Raw genomic sequence first — 20,614 nt, 5'->3', positions numbered from 1 at the left:
TGATAAACAATAAAGTATTTTAGACAGGTTAGTTAAAGACTTTGATACGGTATTAAAAGTATCAGTATTTATTTTACTAGTGCTAATGAACTTTTATGAATTTAGTGCTTAAACGAAAAAAACTGTTATTTGTTCAATAGACATGTCTTAATAATTTTCTACGTATAAAAATAGCACCGCCATTGTTGGGGTGCTATTTTTATGAGTCTGTAGAATTCATTACCATAAGGCAACTGCAATTACTAAGCGTGATCAGTCATCGCATATATCTTTTTGAACAATTCTTTTTGCTCAATACTTGGTTTAACACTTTGTAATGCCATCATCTGACTCATATCGCCTTCAATACGGATCTTACCTGACATAAAAGCTTCCATAGCTTTGTTCATATTGCCATCAAATAATACATTTTTAAGGGTTGATTCATCAATGATGACGGTAGTATCAGCATCTACATATCCTTTTTTTAGAATGCCATCTGCAAGATGTGCTTCAACATTACCGTCTGTAGACTCAGTAACATTTAAATTCATTTGCATATTAGCTAATGACGGTGAGGCATTTAAATTACCTGCCTCTTTTGTTAAACGATCAACTTCATTAAACCACTCGTCAGATAAAAAAACTGCCATAAAATTTCCTATTTTTTGAATAAAAAAAACGTTAAAATATTGGATAAAAAGTAACATACATTTCAGTTTAAATATATGTTTGATAAAATACTTCAATTATCCCTGCACTTACTAGATATTAACCAACTCTCTATAACAAAAGCAAATTTTATATATATTAAATAAAAGCACATTTTATTTAGGCATGAGATCAAATCTGTACAATTAAACTGGATGTTAGCAGAATGCATTATGAGTTTTAAGGGTTCTCGATCATAATTTAACGTCTGCTATTACATACCTTAATCATTGCCATTGTAAATATTGACTGATGAGTAACTACTTATACTTAGTTTATCCACAAATTCTTTAAGGGTTTTTACATTTTTTACCATTACGTCAGATGATATTTTGCAGACTTTGAGTTACAATGGCAACATATTTATAACATCGGGTATATCAACCCAACTCTCAACATCGTTAATTTGTCACTCTTAACGTTGTTTATAAGTGAGCCATCGCTAACTTAATTTGCTGTATTGTCATACTCTTAAGTTTGATATTAGATTATCAACTTATTCAGCTAGTTTAGTTTTTGAAGGACTTATTTAGAGTTGGAAACTAGATACTTAAGGCTGTATAGGAAATATTCAAATGAGTATACATAACACAGCAGTCTCGCCAGTTGATCAAGATTATGAAATCACCATTGTAAAATTCTTTACAACGATGGCTGTCATCTGGGGAATTATTGGCATGGGTGTTGGGGTTTTTATAGCCTCTCAATTAGCATGGCCTGCCCTTAATTTCGATATTGCTTGGCTTAGTTTTGGTCGATTAAGACCCCTGCATACTAACGCGGTAATCTTCGCGTTTGGCGGGTCTGCATTATTTGCCACATCATATTACATTGTGCAGCGTACTTGTAAAACACGTTTATTTGCTCCATATCTGGCATGGTTTACCTTCTGGGGATGGCAAGCAGTCATTGTATCCGCTGTTATTACCCTTCCGCTTGGTATTACCACCTCTAAGGAATATGCTGAGCTTGAATGGCCTATTGACATCTTAATTGCTGTTGTATGGGTGTCCTATGCTATCGTATTCTTTGGTACTCTCATTAAGCGTAGAACCTCACATATTTATGTGGCAAACTGGTTCTTTGCGGCATTTATTATCACTATTGCACTTCTGCATATTGTTAACAGTTTGGCTGTACCAGTAGGGCTTTTTAAATCATATTCGCTATTTGGTGGCGCAACTGATGCCATGGTGCAGTGGTGGTACGGTCATAATGCTGTAGGCTTTTATTTAACCGCTGCTTTCTTAGGTATGATGTACTACTTCGTACCTGTTCAGATTGGTCGTCCAGTCTACTCTTATCGTTTATCAATCATCCACTTTTGGGCATTAATTGCTTCATATATGTGGGCTGGTGGGCACCATCTTCATTACTCAGCACTACCTGATTGGGCTCAATCATTAGCAATGGTATTCTCTATCATTCTATTCGCACCATCTTGGGGCGGTATGATTAATGGTGTTTTAACCCTATCTGGAAGCTGGGATAAATTACGTACTGACCCTATCATTAGATTTTTAATCGTCTCTTTGTCATTCTATGCTATGTCAACGTTCGAAGGTCCAATGATGTCTATCAAAACAGTTAATGCGTTATCGCATAATACTGACTGGACAGTTGGACACGTACACTCAGGGGCACTTGGCTGGGTAGGTATGATTACTATAGGCTCACTATATGTGCTATTGCCGCGTATTTATAACAAACCGAAAATGTATTCAATTAGCCTAATTACTACTCATTTTTGGTTAGCAACGGCTGGTACGATTTTCTACATCGTTTCTATGTGGATCTCAGGTATAGGCCAAGGCATGATGTGGCGTCAGACTAATCCAGATGGTACCCTTGCTTATAACTTCATTGAAACGGTTCAATTCTCACATTACCCCTATATCGGACGGGCGTTCGGTGGATTGTTATATGTAAGTGGTATGTTTGTCATGGCTTATAACTGTTATAAAACGGTTAAAATGCCAGATGCTAGACCACTACCTAGTGAAGACCCTATTGATCATCGTTCAATCGTTACCGAAGACGGTGCTGAAACTCAGCAAGCTAAAGTATAAAACCAGCAAACCATTAAGGAGTCATTCATCATGGCAGGTTCAGCTCATGAAATAATTGAAAAAAATACAGGCTTGCTGGTCATCTTTATTGTTATTGCAATTAGTTTTGCAACATTAGTAGAGATTGTCCCATTAATATTTGACAGCAAGTCTCCGGAAGAAGGTGGAGTAAATAAACCTTTACCTACTATGGAACCATGGACAGCTTTGGAGTTTGAAGGGCGCGATATCTATATTCGTGAAGGTTGTCATGTATGTCATACACAAATGATTCGTCCACTTCGTGCTGAGGTTGAACGTTACGGGCCTTACTCACGAGCTGCCGAATCTGTTTGGGATCATCCGTTTTTATGGGGTTCTAAGCGTACTGGTCCAGATTTAGCGCGTGTTGGCGAGCGCTATTCTAATGATTGGCACGAGAAACATTTAATTAATCCTCGTTCAGTTGTGCCTGAATCTGTTATGCCAAGTTACCCTTGGCTAGCTGAAAGAGAAGTAAATGGTGCTAAGGTTCAAGAAAAATTACGTCTTTTCCGTGATCGTTTTGGCGTACCGTATACTGACGAAGATATCGAAGCAGCTCCAGACCAAGTCTTGGGCGCTACTGAACTTGATGCCGTGGTTGCGTATCTACAACAGCTTGGGACGGCTATGGAAGGTCAACGCTAATGAGCATAAGTGATTTACACACATTTGCAACAGTAGCGGCATTTATAGCTTTCATAGGTATCGCTTGGTGGGCATATTCGCCTAAAAACAAACAGCGATTTGAAGAAGATGCGCAACTTGCGTTAGATGACGATATGATTGATTCGTCATCTCCCGATTCACGCAATAAGGATAAGACATGAGCATATTTTGGAGTTCTTGGATTACCATACTCAGTTTAGGCTGCTGGTTATTAATCGCTGGCGTACTTGTTTATATGGTTCGCAGTAAAACAGAGCTAGAGGATGATGGAACAACAGGTCATTCCTATGATGGTATTAAAGAATATGACAAACCTTTGCCAAAATGGTGGCTAGGTATTTTTTACGGTACTATTGTTTGGGCTCTAGGTTATTGGGTATTCTTCCCTGCTTTGATGCCTCATGCGTTCAATGGTATTGCTACCGTTGAAGTAGATGGTAAAACAGTACCATGGTCTTCTAAAAATGAATTATATAGTGACCTAGAGGACAATAATGCAGTCTTTACGGCAAACTTTCAGAATGAATACTTGCCCAATCCTAAAGCCAACGAAGCATTAACTGTTTTAGCCACTCTTCAACATGATATGAAGAATTCTGCTGAGCCATCTTCTGAGATGAAAAGTAGTGTGAACGAGCAAATTCAACAGCTCGCCCCTTACGTAAAAGAGCTCTCTACAAATACGCGAGCACTGATGGCAGGCGAAAGTTTGTTCCTTCAGAACTGTGCTGTATGTCATGGTTCAAACGCTAAAGGGGCAACTGGTTACCCTAATTTGACCGATAACGACTGGTTACATGGTGGTGAACCTGAGAATATTTTGTTAACCCTACATAATGGTCGTGTAGGCGGTATGCCTGAATTTAGAGATACTATTGGAGAGAATGGCGTCAAAGCTGCTGCAGAATATGTTTTATCTCTCTCTGGAAATCAAAATGACTATGAACTTGATGAGGTTAAAGTTGCCCAAGGTAAAGCAATTTTTAATGAACAATGTGTGATATGTCATGGCGAAAATGCCAAAGGAATGATTGAAACTGGTTCTGCCAATTTAACAGATAATATTTGGTTGTTTGGTGGAGATAGAGAGACTGTTCGTGAGACAATACGTAATGGACGCGCTGGTGTGATGCCTGAATGGCAAACTAAATTAGGTAACGAGCGTATTATGCTTTTAGCAGCTTATGTCTACTCATTATCTAACAGTAATCTACAAGCCAGCTCTACAAGTAATGATAATGTAGTCGCTACGGCTGCTGAATAATTAACTTAATTAGCAATTTGTATAAAGTTGTCTTATATAGAGGGGGTTGTTGATACAACCTCCTCTATTTTTTTAAAAGATATTGATTTAGCCATTTAAGGTACCAAATACAAGTCATACTCATGGTGTTATTGTCGTAGCGACAATATTACCTTCAATGCTAAAATATATTACATAAATACTGATAGTTTGAATACCCCTCCTCCTATAGCCAGCTTAATGATTCTAAACATTAGAGGTACATTAATGTCAGCACCTACTAGCAATAAAATCCCCGTCCATGATATGGGCCACGATATGGATGCTACTAAAAAAAGAATCCATCCTCGCTTCACTAGCGGACATTATCAACGTATTCGTCTATTTACAATGTATGGGTTATTTGCTCTGTTTCTGATATTACCATGGTTAAAGTATGATGGCAGGCAAGCGATTTGGTTTGATGTTGTCACACAGCATTATTACGTTTTTGGACTGACTTTATTTCCGCAAGACTTTTTTTTCTTTGCCGCATTTTTAATCATCGCTGCCTTTACCTTATTTATGGTCACTGTATATGCTGGTAGAGTGTGGTGTGGATATGCATGTCCACAAACTATCTGGACCCATTTATATCAGCACGTTGAGAAGTGGGTTATTGGTGATCGTAATAAGCGCATTAAATTCGACAAAGCGCCTAATAACGCCTCAAAAGTTGCTAAAAAAGTCCTTATCTACTTTGTATGGTTTGTTATTGCAGTAATTACCGCTGCCACATTTGTCAGTTATGTTTCAGGCACAGACTCCTTATATGGAAGTTGGCAGTTTATTGCTGGTGTTCCATTTCCTGATTGGCCGAAATGGATATGGATAGCCATGTTTATTTTTACTGTGGCAACTTATGCAAATGCAGGCTACATGCGCGAACATATGTGTACTCATATTTGCCCCTATGGCCGCTTCCAAAGTGTAATGTTTGATAAAGATACACTAATTGTCTCTTATGATTATAATCGTGGGGAACCTCGTGGCCCTCGAAAGACAGGGACTCATCCTGAAGAGCTTGGCGACTGTGTACAATGTACAATGTGCGTACAAGTTTGCCCGACAGGTATAGATATTCGTGATGGTCTTCAAGTTGAATGTATACAATGTGCCGCATGTTTAGATGCTTGTAACGAAATTATGGACAAAGTGGGTTACCCACGCGGCCTAATACGTTACACTACTGAACGGCAGTTAGTTGAGAAAGAGAAAAGTAAGGTACTGCGCCCAAGATTATTCGCCTATCTTATCCTCTTGAGCGTACTTATTAGTGGATTACTCTATACTTTAGTGGATAGAGTTCCTCTTGAGATTGATATTCGGCGTGATAGGAATGAGCTATCTTCCCTAAACTCCGAAGGATTAATTGAGAATAGCTATATTGTTAAGATTACCAATAAAACGCAAAACCCGCATGATTATAAGTTAAGCATAACTCCTCAAGAAGGTTTGTCATTACGTACTCGATTTAAATCTTTACCTCTAGATGCGGGACAAAGCTATGACATGCCAGTAAGCGTTGTCGGAAATCCTAAAGTGCTTCATCAAAGTGAGATACCTGTTGAGTTTAATGTCGATAGTAAAGATGGTAAATTCCATGTGTCTAAACGAAATATCTTTACTTCTCAAGGACAAGATTAATCTAGAAGAGTCTGCTCTAATATAGGGCTGGCTCTTTATAGAAACCATTAAGTTTCATTAAGGCTTTACTATGAAAACATCAAAGCCCACCTCAAATTTTGGGCATAAAGATAAACAACCATGGTATAAAAATTACATGGTGGTTATATTTGTTATTGGATTGCCTTTATTTGTAGTAGTCGCTTGTTTATGGTTTGTATACTACTCCATCCAAATTGGAGATACTGTAGTACGTGATGATTGGTATATGGATGGTAAAACTTTATATCAAGATTTATCGAGGGATGAACTTGCGCATGATTTAGATATAAAAGGCGAGATGTTATTTGATGATGATGATCAGATTACATTCATTCTTAACTATCCCAGCCATAGTTTAGCAACTGGCAAACTAAATGATGGTACACCCGTTTATTATCCTGACGAACTGCGATTGTCTATCTCACATGCCACTGAAAAAGAAAAAGATAGAGATACAACCCTAATACATGTCAACGATAATAAGTATAAAGCAACTTTACAACTTGACGATTTAGAATCAAAATATTATGTCGAAGTCAGTAATGAAGGTAAGTTGAATTGGCGATTGAAAAAGGTCGGGAAGCTACCTCAGTCTAAAATAAGCTTTGAACCTCTAGCTATTTTTGATAAATAACGTGCAACTATATATGTCCCTCTTTTATTCGAAGGTAATCTGTAAAGATTACCTTTTTTATCTTTAACCTAAACTAAGTTACTCACTAGCCAATTTAATTAATACTTAGATGAACAAAGGTAGTGCGATTTTAAATAGGTTAGAATGATTGATATCGTAATGAAACTTTATTTTCATTTTAAGCTTGAAGGCTAATTAAATACTGATTGCTGATTCTTAATTAAATTAAGTGTCGTGAAAGATAAAATATCTAGAACATACCTTCATTACCAACACTTATTTTATAAGTCATTCATCATTTATTAATCCACGCTTGGGTTGACCGTTGGAATTTTTTGGATCGCTGCAGTCTTCTTTTGTTTTACCACATCATAGGGATTGATATTAGGCTGCACGGGTAAACCTATATTAGCCAAATCAGCTTGTCCACCAACCTGTATATTGACCCCTTCAAAAAAACGTTGATTTTCATCTCGTTCCAACTCTAAGCTTTCAAAATCAAATAAATCCCTATCTGCTAATTGTGAAGGTGCCACATTCTGCATTGCCTTAAATATCGAAGCCAATCTTTGCGGATGGGCATCATCCCAGTCTCTTAGCATATCGTTAATTAATGCCCGTTGTAGGTTTTCTTGACTGCCACATAAATTACATGGAATAATCGGAAATGCCTTATAACGCGCATACTTGATAATATCTTTTTCCTCTACATACGCCAGAGGTCTGATAAGTATATTCTGCTTGTCATCACTTAATAGTTTGGGAGGCATAGCTTTTAAAGTACCCCCATGAAAAAGATTTAGAAAAAAAGTTGCCAAGATATCATCTCTATGATGACCTAGGGCTATTTTAGTAGCGCCTATTTGCTTAGCGAAACCATAAAGTGAGCCACGTCTCAAACGTGAACAAGCAGAACAATACGTTTTTCCTTCAGGCACAACACTTTTGACCACGCTATAAGTATCTTTTTCTAAAATATAATGAGGTATACCTTGTTCTTGTAGGTAGTTCGGTAAAATATCCTCGGGATATCCAGGTTGTTTTTGGTCTAGATTAACGGCAACCACATCAAAATTAATTGGGGCAATTCGCTTTAATAATAACAGTATATCTAACAGTGTGTAGCTGTCCTTTCCACCAGATACACATACCATTACTATATCGCCATCCTCAATCATATTGAAATCTTTAATGGCCCATGATACTTGTTTTTTGATTTTCTTTTGCAGCTTCTTAAATCTAGTAGACTCAGTACCTTTATGCTCAATATGGCTATCGCTCTGCACTCTTTTATCAGAAATTTCCGTTACTATTTTGGCATTCGCCTCTATCGGGGTAGCTTTTTCATCTTGAACACTTCCACTATTGTCTGTTGTAACAGAAGGATCATATAACATAGCTTGTATATTTTTTATTGGCATAATAACTGGCTTATGATTAAATTTTAAAGCTTAATTATAGCAAAATATCAATTATAGAATGAATAATTACGAGCCTAACTTATCAGCAAAAATCTTGATTGTAAGTCAATACCAATATTTTTAGCACGCAATATTTTTAGCACGCAATCCATTACGAAAAACTTTAATTCATACAAATTAACACCTATAAAAAAGGATTATCCCACTGATGGAATAATCCTTAACTAAAAAATTAGTAACAAGGGTTATTTCGGTGTGACTATCGCAACCACTCGACGGTTATTTTGACGCCCTTGAGCTGTCTTGTTAGTATCCACTGGTTTACTTTCGCCATATCCAGCTGTGGTTAATCTATTTGCATCTGCACCATAGCGTTTAACGAGTTCATTTTTTACAGCTACCGCCCGTCTTTCAGATAAATTTTGATTATAGGGCACAGTACCAATACTATCCGTATGCCCTTCAATAACAGCGATGGTATTAGGATTCTCTACCATAAAGTTCGCCAAATCTTGAATCCGCTGGTTATACATGGGTTGCACTTCATCTTTATCAAATTTAAATAAGACATTCAAACGGAATGGCTTAAATAACTCTACTTTTTCACGTTCAGGTTCTGGCGCGGCAACGACTACTTGCGGTTCTGGACAATCTCCATACACGCGGCTAATTTGATGCGTTTGTTGCGGCATATCTTTTAAAAGAGAGTTTGCTGTTTCAGTATCAATCTTACGCATTGACGGTATCTGAGTCACATCGTCTACATCAACATAAAAAAAGTTATTCTGTTGAGGCGCGACATCAATGATTTGAAGGTTGCTTTCAACTAAATCATTAGTTTTTAAACTTGTTGTCGTTAAGCTAATGTTTTGAGAGCCGCTACAATACAAGACTTGTGAAAAATGACCCGGCTGAAGGCTGACTTGAAACTTTCCATCCACACCAATATTTGTACTGGTTTCTAACTCATCGTTATCAGCTGGACGAATAAAAACAAGGTTACCTTCATTTTGAGGAATCTCGCTATTATTTACTAAAAGAAATGGCTTCTCGCCTGTTTTATCCCACACCACTTGATTAATTTGTCGATAACCATCATCTTTAACGTCATCCGCAATTGCCATCTGACTGAAACCTACTAAGGCTGCCAGAATTGACGTTTTTAAAACTTTAGACTTGGTGTCTATCATAAATATTTCCTTAATTCTCATTAGTAAACTACTCATTATTTTTTCTAAATGAGACCTGTGTGTAAAGGGCTTAGCAAGTGATTAATAAAATCTAAAACTTATAGGTCTCAATAGCCTGAAATTATTATTTAATTACCAATGCTATCACAAGCATTTTTAGAATGCCTTTGCTGTCCGATGCTCAAGTATTTAAAAATGATAAATGGTTGGTATTGATGGTTAAACCTTGCTAAATAGATATTCGACGGTAAATTTATAATGAATATTTCTTAAAGTCTGATATGAAAGGTATTAAATTTTGTAATGAGGATTTAAGGAAACTTAAAATTTTCTTAGGAGGCTAGTTAAGAGATCAGTAATAAGGCTGCTAGATAAGAGACTTTTTTAAATAGTGCTCAGACAGGTGCAAGATTTATTGTTAAGCCTATAGTATAGACTATGCACTATAATATAATAGTAGGTACTATATTTGCACTTTCGTAAGGGAAATATTTAGCATGTTATCTCAAAATAAAAAGCCTAAAAAACAAGCATCTGCAAAGTTACCTAAAGACGAACTGAACCGGGCCTTTGACCCTTTAAAAAATAAACATAACCGTTCTACTAGTAGTAGCAAGGGTTTAAATAGTAGCAGGGGTTTAAAAAAATGGCTTCCAGCCATTATATTTGCCGTATTACTACATGCTGCCTTACTGGCATTATTTCTTCACAATCAGAATAAAATATCAACAGATAGTCATATAAGTGCCGATAGTTCCATTGAAAAAGCAGCTGAAAAAGACGGTTTGAACGGTGTTAAAACTGTTACTAAATCGGAAGTGAATGTTGTCAATAAAAGTCATGAAGAAGATCCATATAGCGACGAAACCGTAGCTCAAAACAAATTAGCTATAGATTCAAACGCTAATAAATACTCTATAGATCAAGATAATCCTATTAAAAACAGTGGTAATAAACCGTTTGGAAAGGAACGAGCTGTTAAAGCGGAAACAGTAACCTCTTTAACCAATAAACAAACTCAATTGAATCCAATGGGTAATCAGGCAGATAGTAATGAGCGTATAACCGCTATCCAGACAGATAGTGTACGCTCTATTAATCCAAATGATGCTGTGCTTCTATCTAGGGATCTTCCTTCATCAAAACGTGAGGCTACTACTCAAGACCAAGAATATGCTGAGAAAGCGAAAGAAATTGAGAGTATAAATGATAAGATAAGTGACGCCATACAAGCTGTAAAACAAAAAAATATTCAAAATATTGAGGCAAGTAAGCGGGACATTGCACCCTCTACCATTAAATCACAGACCCAAAAGCCTGTTGGTAAGATCGTGGTAGATGCGTCAGTTACTTCTCAAAGTAATGTTGATACTGAAAAGCAACCCTCAGTGGATACAATAACGCCTGAAATCTCAGAGCAGAAATCAAGTGTTGCGCTTGAAATAAACCCTGAACCTAACCCTAATAATGTTCAAATCCCTTAAACGTTATGCCCCTTGAAATAGTTTGGTAGTCGAGTCGGAGCTTAAGTGTTTTTTATTACTTATTCGTGTCCTTTTATCATTTAAAGATCTGTAACCTAAAATTAGCTATTTTCGCCTAAAATAAGCCACTATTTTGTTAACATTAGGATTAAATAACATGACTATTCAACCCGCACATTTAACTTAAGGGTACGTTGTATTATCTCATTCTATTCTAAAAAATTCATAACTTTATCTTATGAATAAACGTTCTAACTCTGCACAAATGAACCACTTAATTACTTATCAGTTAATTACTTATCAGTTAATTATATATACCGTAATGACTGCAAAAGTGATCTACGATATGGGTCTACCCGAATGAGTAATATCTCTACCCTGCTCTAAAATATATTGATTCACAGCGTCTAATCGCTGAGGCGTACCCACATCCACCCATTTACAATCTATAACTTCCGCGGTCACTTTCATCTGTTGCATAGACTCCTTTAATAGAGGTGCGAGAGCAACAACTTGGCCCTCTGCCACGCCTGCCACTAATGATGGAGTCATAATGCTGATACCAGCAAAAGTATATTTTTTCCCTGACATTGCAGTGTCACTTGCAAAACCATTATTGATAGCAAAGTCGCCATTAGGGTTATGTTCTGGATTATCAATCAGCAATAAATGCGTTGTCGCTAAATCTTTCAGCTTATAATTTTTTATGGAGGCAAAATCAAATTCTGTCCACACATCACCATTAATAAGTAAAAATGGCTCTTGCCTCAAACATCCTTCCCTTAAGGCTTTTGCAATGCCTCCAGCAGTTTCAAGGGGTTCATCATCTTCAACTGACCAGTGGATTGCCACACCATAGTCGCTACCATTACCCAGAGCAGCCATCAATTTACTTGAAAGCCAAGATGTATTAATAGTGATATCTGTAATACCCGCAGCTTTTAGAGCTTTGATGTGCCACACTATGAGTGGCTGACCACCAACTTTTATCAATGGCTTAGGAGTTTCTAATGTAAAAGGACGCAATCTGGTTCCTTTACCCGCTGCTAATATCATGGCTTGGGTAATAGGAAGTGATTGCTTAGCACAGGTTTTTTTTGTCTGTTCAGAAACCGCTTTATGGTCCATAATTACCCTTTACCCCTCAGTTAGATAGTGTTTTCAATATTAGTCAGTTAAATATCTGTCAGATAGCCTATTAATAAAGATTAGTGATTAAATGACTTAAAAAAGTTTGGTTCAACTTTTTGTACCAACCACTGATAAACTGGCGTTATAAAAACGTTAATCTCTTCATCGCTATTATCATGTAGCCATTGCATTTCACGCAGTAAGTCACGCCATACCTTTGGTATATCCGCTAAATAACGTGACTTTCCATCTCGCTCAGATAGTCTCACAAATATACCCAGCACTTTTAAATGACGTTGCACGCCTATTAGGTTCAATTGAGATTTAAACTGTTTGAGACTGTGTGCGCCATTTGGATGCTGATCTTTAATTCGATGCCAAAAGTATTCAATCCAGTTATTAATATGACTCTCATCCCACTCAACATAAGCATCTCGTACTAAAGAAACCAAATCATAGGTATAGGCACCAATGACAGCATCCTGAAAGTCTATAATACCAAGTGCGCTTGGCTGAAACTGATCTTGCATGAGGTTTCGACTGTGGTAGTCTCTATGCACAACAACTTGCGGCTGCTTTAAAATCTGGTTTGTGAGTTCTTGAGTAAATTTTTGCCACATCTTCTGATCTTTATCTTCGATTCTGCAATCTATAAAAGGTAAAAACCAGTCATTAAATAAAGCTATTTCACGATGTAGCATTGATGCGTCGTAGGGGGGCAAGCTAAAGGACTGTATTGCTAATTCAACTGGAATGCTCTGCAAGTCAATTAGGCTATCAATGGCTAACTTATAGAGTCTATCAATTGTATCGAAATCATTGTTTACTTTATGAGACTCTAATAAATGCGAAAATTCGGTCTTACCAAAATCTTGTAATAGTAAAAACCCACTATCAATATCTACTGCAATCAGTGTTGGTACGTTTATTTTAGATGCTAATAACCGATCAACACGCACAAAGCTTTCAATAGATTCAAGTTGCGGTGGTGCATCCATGACAATATAGCTTGGGTACTGATTATGCTGGGGTAAATCAAGATATATTCTGTGATACCGTCTGAAACTGGCATCACCTGGTAAGCTTTCTAGCTTATAGGTTTGTCCGTTTAATGCATTATCTATAAAAGCAAGTAATTGCTCATATCTTGCATCCGTATGATAAGACACGTTAACAGAACTTAAATTCTCAGTTTTTTGAACATAGGTCATAATAAAATACTTTTAGATATAGGGAAAAATGGACTCAAGTTTGATTTTTGGGCTTTTTTTATGGAAATCATTTAATTAACGAGGCACATCGCTAAACTTGAGGTAAAATGATATGTGCTAAAAAATAACTTAGTATTAGGGACACTCTAACCCATTACTAAATAGTTTTTTTACCTTGTATAATACCGCTAGATACCATATTTGACATTTCAATTTTGAAAATTGTATGAGCTTGCGTAATTATTCGTTATTTTAAAGCCTGTAGTGTAGCTGATTTACATTTTTTTGACTATTATAAGATGGCTCAAATTTGCCAAACTTTGATCGTTTGCAAACTGGACAGGTATTTAATTCAATATATATTTAATTCAATATTTCACATTTGTGATGTAAATTCAGCACCTAACCACGTTAATACCGTACTAATTTACAAATGCTAGATTAATCGTAGTATTATCAAAGCATCAAAACAAATAAGGTTTCCCATTGCTCTATTCTCAACTATATCGCAGTATTCGGTTTGCATATCGTGGCTTGCTACAGCAGCCCCGCTCTGCTCTCGTTGCAAGTATGCCTCTTTTGATGTGCTTACCCTCAGCTTATGCCAATGCCGTGAGCGACTTGGCAAATCTTAATAATGTTCCTAATACATCTGGTGCACAGGATAATCTGCCAGAACCGTATCAACCAGAACTTAATTTGGCTATAAACGGCACTGACATACAAAATCCTGCACCAAATGGGTCAAAGAAAGCCGGCTTAGAACTGACTGAGCCAAATACCGTTGATGTAGAATCCACGCTATTAAATCACGATAAACGTTATTCAGTACAAACATCATCTGCTGCTTTCGTAAATAACCAGCCAATCAATAACTCGCCAATAAATAAAACGTCTGGAAAAAAAACTAATTTAGCGAGTCAGGTAAACAGCAACGGAAAGAGTTCAACCGAGCTGGCGACAACATTTAATACGCAAAGCGCTAAAAAAAGCTTAGACAGACTGTTACAGTTTTACCAAACCTCAAATCCCGCACAAACCAATCATGACCCTGAAGTAGGTTCGATTACTACTGATAATGGTCATAATTTGAATGATAAAGAATCAATTGATGGCGGGTTGAGCGATAACGATTGGTTTAATTCTACTGAGACCACTATCAATGCAACTGACTCAGCACCTATTGCCGCACCAAATGTTTTTAAACGTAAACTCAATGATGCCTCCTCATATCGCTGTGAAGGAGTATGGGTTACTCCCAGTAATCTTGATGGAGACTCGTCTTATCATCAAGCTGTAAACCGCGCTGTGGCCAAAGATGGGCTTAATGCTACTGAAGGTCTACCTTTATATGCTCAGGCTGATTATGGCTATTATGACAGTGTGTCTCGTGTAGAGCTATCCGGTAATGTAGAAGTAGTACAAAATGGGCAGCTAATTACAGCAGATCAACTCTCACTCGACCTTGACAGCGGTGTGGTTGGCGCCACTGGAGACGTTTTACTGGCCGAAACATCTCCTCCAAACGCAGCAACTGAAGCAGCTGGAGCAACTACATCCTCCGTCAATCGCGTCAACCCGACTTCTTCATCCAGCAAACTCGCCGGTAGTGGGTTAATTACCGTAGCAGATGAGATTGCCTATGATACTAACAGCAATGCTGCTACTGCTACTAATGTTGCCTTTGCAAGTATCCCTATGCAGGCGCATGGTTATGCCCACAAGCTTAATAAACCTGATGACACCCATTATCAGCTTGATAAGGTAATGTTCTCCACCTGCCCCCCGACCAATCGAAAGTGGCAGTTAGAGGCTGAACAAATCGATATTGATACCGAAACTGGGCGTGGAGAATCCTACAACACGACATTCCGCTTAGGAAAGGTACCAGTCTTTTATTTACCTTACTTTAACTTCCCAATCGACGATCGCCGCAGTACTGGGTTATTGACACCTAGCGCTAGTATAGACAGCGAAAGCGGGCTTAAAGTTAGTATTCCATACTATCTAAATTTGGCGCCAAATTTAGACTCCACCGTCACTACCGATATTTACACCAATCGAAACCCAATGCTAACGGGGGAGTTACGTTATTTACTAGGCAAGTACGGTAATGGCGAACTAAGAGCGGGTTATTTAGCGAACGATAAACAGTATGATGACAAAGATCGTAAAGGGCTTTATTTCCAACACCAATGGCAGTCTAAAGATATCAAAAACTTGTCAGCAAGTGCTGTTTATAACTATGTATCAGACGCGCAGTACATAACAGATTTTGAAGATTTTGGTCTAACCAATAACTCTCTTAATTTACCCCGACGTGCGCAAGTAAATTATATAAATGACTATGTAAACGGGCAGTTAAAAGTTGAAACTTTTCAAAGCCTCAAAGCAACAGATGCAGACGGCAATGTGATTCAAGATAAAGATAAACCTTACTCACGCCTGCCCCAACTGTCTATTGATTATCGCCTACCCACTAATAGAACCAATATAGAAATAACAGGCGTCCATGACTCTGCCTACTTCAAGAAATCAATTAATGATGGGTCGGAAAATGAAAAAAGCGGGTTACGTATCTATAATGAGATTGGCGCCAGTTATCCATTTGAATCCACATGGGGTTATATCGTACCTAAATTAAGTCTACAGCATCTTTTTACTGCGTATGATGAAGAGAGTAGAATCGTTAATAATGTCAGTGAGACGGATAACACTCAGACCGCTTTTGCACCTAAAGTTAGTATCGATTCTGGTCTGAATTTTTATCAAGCAGGCACACCTTTTGGCTTATTTGATCATAACCTAGGTGGGTATCAATTATTGAGTCCTCGCCTAAAATATACTTACTCAAAATTTAGAGACCATAGCAAAATACCCAACTTCAATACCCGTGTCGCTTCTGTTGATTATGATCAACTATTTTCAGACTCTAGGTTTTTGGGCTACGACCGTATCGCTGATAATAATAATATTTCTGTCGGTTTGAACTATCGTTACATCGACGCAATGGGTGTGACACGTTTTGATGGTAGTATTGGCGATCAGTTTTATTTAGACGAACCACAAGTGGCTTTAGACAATGCTACAAAATTAAGCGATCAAAGCTCATCTGGCGTGGCATGGAACTCAAGCGTTCAACCTTATCGAAATATTTGGTTTGATTTTAATGGTGCGCTAAATGATAAAAATCGTCTAAATTTCATAAATAGTCAGATACGCTATCAGCCTACTCCTTTAAGTCTAATAAATCTTGGACTTGTAAAACGTAAACAAGATCCTAATACCAATCAAGATGCTTTATCCGCTATAACTGCCTCAGCCCTGTTTCCAATTAATAATAATTGGAGGGTCATGGCGCAAGGTCAGTTTGATAATAGAAGTCACAAATTCATAGATTCGACTGTTGGATTAAATTATGAGGATTGTTGCTATGGATTTTCTATATATGGTCGCAGTTATTACAATGACTTAAACTTAGACCTTGAGCCTACAAGAGCGGTTATGGCAGAGTTTAGAATAAACGGTTTGGGGGAAAGTAGAAGCCGTTTAAGTAAGCTATTTATTGATAGGGTGCCAGGCTTCGAACCTGTTGACACCCTATGGAATAAATAACCAATGACTGATACCTTACATTACTTCCTTTAGATTTTATAAACGCTAAAGATTTTATTTTTACTATATTGGCTTCCTTTACTTTATTACAATACGCAGGATAAATATGACAATGGCTAGAAAATCTCTTGAATTAAGTAACAAAAACGTGACACATAGACTAAAAACCATCGTAATTATTGGTAGTTTGGCTCTGCCTATGAATTTTACTTATGCTGATACTGCAGACGCAAATCCAAATGCCCTAAACAGTGACGCTACTTTGCAACCAGCTGCCACTGATATAAATAGTACTGATATAAATAGTAAAGACGGTATCATTGCATTAGTAAACAATACAGCAATCTTAAAAAGTGATCTTCAATCTGCCGTCAATACGACCGCAGCCCGTCTTAAAGCTGATAAACAAAATCTACCACCTTCAAAACGATTGCAAAACGATGTATTAAACAGTTTAATATTACGTGAACTGCAATTGGAGTTAGTTAATCGCTCTGGTATTCAGCCAGATCCGAATGTCGTAAATCAAAGACTAGCTCAATTTGCTCAATCGCAAGGTGTGTCTTCTTTATCAGAGTTGCAACAGAAATTAGACTCAAGGCGTCCAGGTAGCTATGCAGCACTACGCGCTCAAATAATTGAAGAAGAATCGTTGAAAATATTGCAACAGAGTCAAATAGCAAAACGGGTGCGCATTACGGATCAAGACATAGAGGCATTTTTATCCTCACCCGAAGCCAGTCGTTTGGAAGATGCTGAATATCGTACCATTCACATACGCATTCCATTTACAGATGATATCAGCCGGATTTCTGAGAGTCAGAAAAATCAGGCTTTACTCATCGCGCGCCAAGCAAAAGCATATTTGGAAACCTCTGATGATGCCCAATCAGTATTAGATCAATTGAGCCAAGGCGTTGCTAAAAACTATCCTGTTCCTCTACAAGGTGGAGATATGGGCTATCATGCCGCTGCAGGTTTGCCAACTGAAATTACAAATAAAATTCTTCCGCTCGACATTGGCGATGTCACTGAACCACAGCTCGCATCAGAAGGCATTGATATTGTTAAGCTGATTGATAAGCGTGGAAATGAAAACATGATTGTTCCGCAGTGGAAAGTACGTCATTTATTGGTAAAAACCGATGATCAAGTTAATGATGCTTTAGCTGAGCAGAAAATAAATGACCTATATGAACAATTACGTAAAGACGCTAATTTTGCCTCCTTAGCTTCTACCTATTCTGATGATCCTGGCTCTGCAGGTCGGGGTGGAGATTTAGACTGGGTATCTGAAGGTCAAATGGTGCCCGAGTTCGACCAAATGATAAAGCGTACCCCAGTAGGCGACTACTCTATTCCCTTTAAGTCCCAGTTTGGTTGGCATATTTTAAAAGTTGAAGACCAGCGTCAAAAAGATGTCAGCGATACTGTAAAACGCAATATGGCCCGAGAGGCTTTATATCAACGCTTAGCGCCGCAAGCGCAAGAAGACTGGTTACAAGAGCTTAAAGCCAACGCATATATTCAAATCTTTGATTAAATAGGTAGGCCAAACCTATCTCATATTAATGCTAGGCTTGGCTATATAAGCAATACGTAATTAAGCAAATTTTGAGTGTCTTAACGCTTGAAGCTTAAACTGTGAATAAATTAACCTAGGCAAACAACAATTGACCCCCATTATAACTAGATAAAATTAAACCCCGCTCTGTTACAAAGCGGGGTTTAATTTTATAGTATGGCTATTTTAGTATAGGCTATTTAAGTATAGAACTTAATAACGACCCTTTAAAATCCGACATCAGTCCAATAATATTTCTAAAATATTTAGAGTTATAATCCAAGAATCGCTCTTGGGTCAATTGGATTACCATCTTCTCGAACTTGGAACTCAAGGGCTATTCGGCTTGTTTGTCCAGTATTGCCCATAGTGGCAATTTGCTGACCTGCCCGCACTTGATCGCCCTCTTTAACTAATAACTTATCATTATGGGCATATACGGTAATATATTTCTCATCGTGTCGAATCATAATCAGATTGCCGTACTCAGGTAATCCATTCCCAGAATATAAAACTTGCCCCTCTTTACTGGCAACGATGGGATCGCCTAAGCGTCCACCAAACCACATACTATTAATACCGGCATTGGCATCAAAGTTTTTGAAGACAGGGCTGGTAGTAGGGTAACCATATCCTTTTGCAGAACTGATAGAGCTATTATTAGTGCCGTTACTATAAGTGCCATTATAAGTATTTGGGTTAGAGGCTGTACCGGTAACTGGTGACTGATTACTAGGATAAGTGCGTCTAGGCTGAGCTGTTGTAACATTATTACGGTTTGAAGGGGTTGATTTTCCTTCCCAAAGCTTTAGCCATTGACCTGAATAGATTGTGTATCGGCTGTCTAATCTATTCATTGCACCAATACGACGGTAATTCAACCCATAGCGATTTGCAATCTGACTCACTGTATCCCCAGATTTAACCTTATAGTAGTTAGGTACACCACGGGCGTCAACAATGACCGTAGGCCCTCTATTAACTTGATAAGAAGGCTTAGTGGCACAACCTGACAAAGTAAGGACACCACCGATCAAAGCCATTAATAATACGTTAGCTTTTAATGCACCGGTTTTTTTACTATTTAATTGTGTTAATTGTGGGTTATCTTTTACAGTGTCAGATACTGGTAAAGTACTGAACATGGGCTTATTCCTTATGTAATCAATTGACTCAAGTGGTAATATTTTCTTATCTATTAAACGTATTAACTCATTAATTAGATTGAAAGAATCAAAGCGATCTGACAATAAGTGGTCATTAGCAATGAATTTGGTACTGGCATTGAATCTGTCTCTATTCTCTATATAGTTATTAAAAGATATTTATTGAAAGCCTAACACATGACATCATAACAACTTTAATTATGAATTTAAATTATATGAAAGGGTTTAAAGCTCAGACATATGTTTAAATTATTAATCCTAATGGCTCGATTTATTAAGTCAATAACTATTTATCTACTATAACGATTCTTTACATACAACCCAGCTTATTTTTAATATAAAATATTTCAGCTAGTTAAGTCTTAGAACCTTCATTCATAAGCTAAAGCTAGAAAAGTTTTATAAAAAATAAGACCATACAGGGCAAAATTGAGTTGAATAGTCATTATATTTAAGCATAATTTCAACAAAAAAAGTCATTGCTTATTTTAGGCGAAAATAGCAAGTTATAGGTTATGAATACAGGTTCTTAGAGTATATTGCATTAGTGCGCTAGATAGAAACGAAAATGTCTTTGCAACAATAATATTAGAGTTTATGCTTTATTATTGGTAGTTATCAAATTAAGTGGTACTGATGAAACTGAAGAATAAAAAGACAGTTAATAAATGCGTTTTTTGATTTATTTTTATAGTGCCAATAAAGCTTAATGTATTCATTTCAGTAAAGTTAGTTACTGATTATAATTTATGGGTCACATTAGCTAAACATCTTGTGTATGGTTTTATGTAATAATATA

15 protein-coding genes are annotated in these 20,614 nt (G+C 37.3%); 9 read left to right on the top strand and 6 right to left on the bottom strand.

Going from position 1 to position 20,614, the window contains the following annotated elements; genetic code table 11:
• Positions 1-242 precede the first annotated feature (242 nt).
• A complete protein-coding gene (locus AC2SLL_RS01010) occupies positions 243-632 on the bottom strand; it encodes an SCP2 sterol-binding domain-containing protein (protein ID WP_486529803.1) in 390 nt (129 codons plus the stop codon).
• Positions 633-1,265: 633 nt separating this feature from the next.
• Here AC2SLL_RS01010 and ccoN point away from each other — a divergent pair.
• The 6 genes from ccoN (at position 1,266) to AC2SLL_RS00980 (ending at position 7,033) form a co-directional block, all read left to right on the top strand.
• Entirely contained in the window at positions 1,266-2,759 is a 1,494-nt protein-coding gene (ccoN, locus tag AC2SLL_RS01005; RefSeq protein WP_486529802.1) for a cytochrome-c oxidase, cbb3-type subunit I, read from the top strand.
• A 30-nt stretch (positions 2,760-2,789) separates the two neighbouring features.
• The gene (gene ccoO / locus AC2SLL_RS01000) at positions 2,790-3,428 is read left to right on the top strand and encodes a cytochrome-c oxidase, cbb3-type subunit II (protein ID WP_486529801.1); all 639 of its coding nucleotides are present in this window, start codon (positions 2,790-2,792) and stop codon (positions 3,426-3,428) included.
• Positions 3,428-3,610: a cbb3-type cytochrome oxidase subunit 3 gene (locus tag AC2SLL_RS00995; protein WP_486529800.1), complete on the top strand. Its 183-nt coding sequence runs from the start codon at positions 3,428-3,430 to the stop codon at positions 3,608-3,610. The genes ccoO and AC2SLL_RS00995 overlap by 1 nt, the downstream gene beginning before the upstream one ends.
• The gene (ccoP, locus tag AC2SLL_RS00990) at positions 3,607-4,713 is read left to right on the top strand and encodes a cytochrome-c oxidase, cbb3-type subunit III (protein WP_486529799.1); all 1,107 of its coding nucleotides are present in this window, start codon (positions 3,607-3,609) and stop codon (positions 4,711-4,713) included. Before AC2SLL_RS00995 ends, ccoP begins: the two co-directional genes overlap by 4 nt.
• A 246-nt stretch (positions 4,714-4,959) precedes the next feature.
• Positions 4,960-6,378 (top strand): cytochrome c oxidase accessory protein CcoG, encoded by a 1,419-nt coding sequence (gene ccoG / locus AC2SLL_RS00985; RefSeq protein WP_486529798.1) that lies wholly within the window; start codon positions 4,960-4,962, stop codon positions 6,376-6,378.
• Between the two features lie 70 nt (positions 6,379-6,448).
• Positions 6,449-7,033 carry a FixH family protein gene (locus tag AC2SLL_RS00980; protein WP_486529797.1) on the top strand — a complete coding sequence of 195 codons (585 nt, stop codon included), beginning with the start codon at positions 6,449-6,451 and terminating at the stop codon, positions 7,031-7,033.
• A gap of 302 nt (positions 7,034-7,335) precedes the next feature.
• Here the strand turns inward: AC2SLL_RS00980 and ttcA are convergent, their stop codons facing one another.
• Together ttcA and AC2SLL_RS00970 are read right to left on the bottom strand one after the other, a co-directional pair.
• A complete protein-coding gene (gene ttcA / locus AC2SLL_RS00975) occupies positions 7,336-8,454 on the bottom strand; it encodes a tRNA 2-thiocytidine(32) synthetase TtcA (RefSeq protein WP_486529796.1) in 1,119 nt (372 codons plus the stop codon).
• 245 nt (positions 8,455-8,699) lie between these two features.
• Complete coding sequence (locus tag AC2SLL_RS00970) at positions 8,700-9,644, bottom strand: OmpA family protein (RefSeq protein WP_486529795.1); 945 nt, start codon at positions 9,642-9,644, stop codon at positions 8,700-8,702.
• A 497-nt stretch (positions 9,645-10,141) separates the two neighbouring features.
• On the opposite strand from AC2SLL_RS00970, the gene AC2SLL_RS00965 reads away from it, so the two are divergent.
• Positions 10,142-11,128, top strand: coding sequence for a hypothetical protein (locus AC2SLL_RS00965; protein WP_486529794.1), 987 nt, complete (start codon positions 10,142-10,144; stop codon positions 11,126-11,128).
• 339 nt (positions 11,129-11,467) lie between these two features.
• Here the strand turns inward: AC2SLL_RS00965 and murU are convergent, their stop codons facing one another.
• Both murU and AC2SLL_RS00955 read right to left on the bottom strand, forming a co-directional pair.
• On the bottom strand, positions 11,468-12,256 hold the full coding sequence (gene murU / locus AC2SLL_RS00960; RefSeq protein WP_486529793.1) for an N-acetylmuramate alpha-1-phosphate uridylyltransferase MurU: 789 nt from the start codon (positions 12,254-12,256) through the stop codon (positions 11,468-11,470).
• An 80-nt stretch (positions 12,257-12,336) separates the two neighbouring features.
• The gene (locus AC2SLL_RS00955) at positions 12,337-13,470 is read right to left on the bottom strand and encodes an aminoglycoside phosphotransferase family protein (protein ID WP_486529792.1); all 1,134 of its coding nucleotides are present in this window, start codon (positions 13,468-13,470) and stop codon (positions 12,337-12,339) included.
• A 486-nt stretch (positions 13,471-13,956) separates the two neighbouring features.
• Here AC2SLL_RS00955 and AC2SLL_RS00950 point away from each other — a divergent pair, with 486 nt between their 5' ends.
• Together AC2SLL_RS00950 and AC2SLL_RS00945 are read left to right on the top strand one after the other, a co-directional pair.
• Positions 13,957-17,085 carry an LPS-assembly protein LptD gene (locus AC2SLL_RS00950; protein WP_486529791.1) on the top strand — a complete coding sequence of 1,043 codons (3,129 nt, stop codon included), beginning with the start codon at positions 13,957-13,959 and terminating at the stop codon, positions 17,083-17,085.
• 199 nt (positions 17,086-17,284) lie between these two features.
• On the top strand, positions 17,285-18,628 hold the full coding sequence (locus AC2SLL_RS00945; RefSeq protein WP_486529790.1) for a peptidylprolyl isomerase: 1,344 nt from the start codon (positions 17,285-17,287) through the stop codon (positions 18,626-18,628).
• Between the two features lie 293 nt (positions 18,629-18,921).
• Here AC2SLL_RS00945 and AC2SLL_RS00940 read toward each other — a convergent pair whose 3' ends face one another.
• Positions 18,922-19,794, bottom strand: a complete 873-nt coding sequence (locus tag AC2SLL_RS00940) for a peptidoglycan DD-metalloendopeptidase family protein (protein ID WP_486529789.1) — start codon at positions 19,792-19,794, stop codon at positions 18,922-18,924.
• Positions 19,795-20,614: the final 820 nt, after the last annotated feature.

The organism is Psychrobacter sp. CX97 (assembly GCF_057396285.1).
This window is presented reverse-complemented; position numbering and strand designations above follow the sequence as displayed.

Bases quoted from the DNA above. Each gene is read 5' to 3' on its own strand.
- AC2SLL_RS01010 (WP_486529803.1), bottom strand. From the start codon at position 632: ATGGCAGTTTTTTTATCTGACGAGTGGTTTAATGAAGTTGATCGTTTA.
- ccoN (WP_486529802.1), top strand. From the start codon at position 1,266: ATGAGTATACATAACACAGCAGTCTCGCCAGTTGATCAAGATTATGAA.
- ccoO (WP_486529801.1), top strand. From the start codon at position 2,790: ATGGCAGGTTCAGCTCATGAAATAATTGAAAAAAATACAGGCTTGCTG.
- AC2SLL_RS00995 (WP_486529800.1), top strand. From the start codon at position 3,428: ATGAGCATAAGTGATTTACACACATTTGCAACAGTAGCGGCATTTATA.
- ccoP (WP_486529799.1), top strand. From the start codon at position 3,607: ATGAGCATATTTTGGAGTTCTTGGATTACCATACTCAGTTTAGGCTGC.
- ccoG (WP_486529798.1), top strand. From the start codon at position 4,960: ATGTCAGCACCTACTAGCAATAAAATCCCCGTCCATGATATGGGCCAC.
- AC2SLL_RS00980 (WP_486529797.1), top strand. From the start codon at position 6,449: ATGAAAACATCAAAGCCCACCTCAAATTTTGGGCATAAAGATAAACAA.
- ttcA (WP_486529796.1), bottom strand. From the start codon at position 8,454: ATGCCAATAAAAAATATACAAGCTATGTTATATGATCCTTCTGTTACA.
- AC2SLL_RS00970 (WP_486529795.1), bottom strand. From the start codon at position 9,644: ATGATAGACACCAAGTCTAAAGTTTTAAAAACGTCAATTCTGGCAGCC.
- AC2SLL_RS00965 (WP_486529794.1), top strand. From the start codon at position 10,142: ATGTTATCTCAAAATAAAAAGCCTAAAAAACAAGCATCTGCAAAGTTA.
- murU (WP_486529793.1), bottom strand. From the start codon at position 12,256: ATGGACCATAAAGCGGTTTCTGAACAGACAAAAAAAACCTGTGCTAAG.
- AC2SLL_RS00955 (WP_486529792.1), bottom strand. From the start codon at position 13,470: ATGACCTATGTTCAAAAAACTGAGAATTTAAGTTCTGTTAACGTGTCT.
- AC2SLL_RS00945 (WP_486529790.1), top strand. From the start codon at position 17,285: ATGAATTTTACTTATGCTGATACTGCAGACGCAAATCCAAATGCCCTA.
- AC2SLL_RS00940 (WP_486529789.1), bottom strand. From the start codon at position 19,794: ATGTTCAGTACTTTACCAGTATCTGACACTGTAAAAGATAACCCACAA.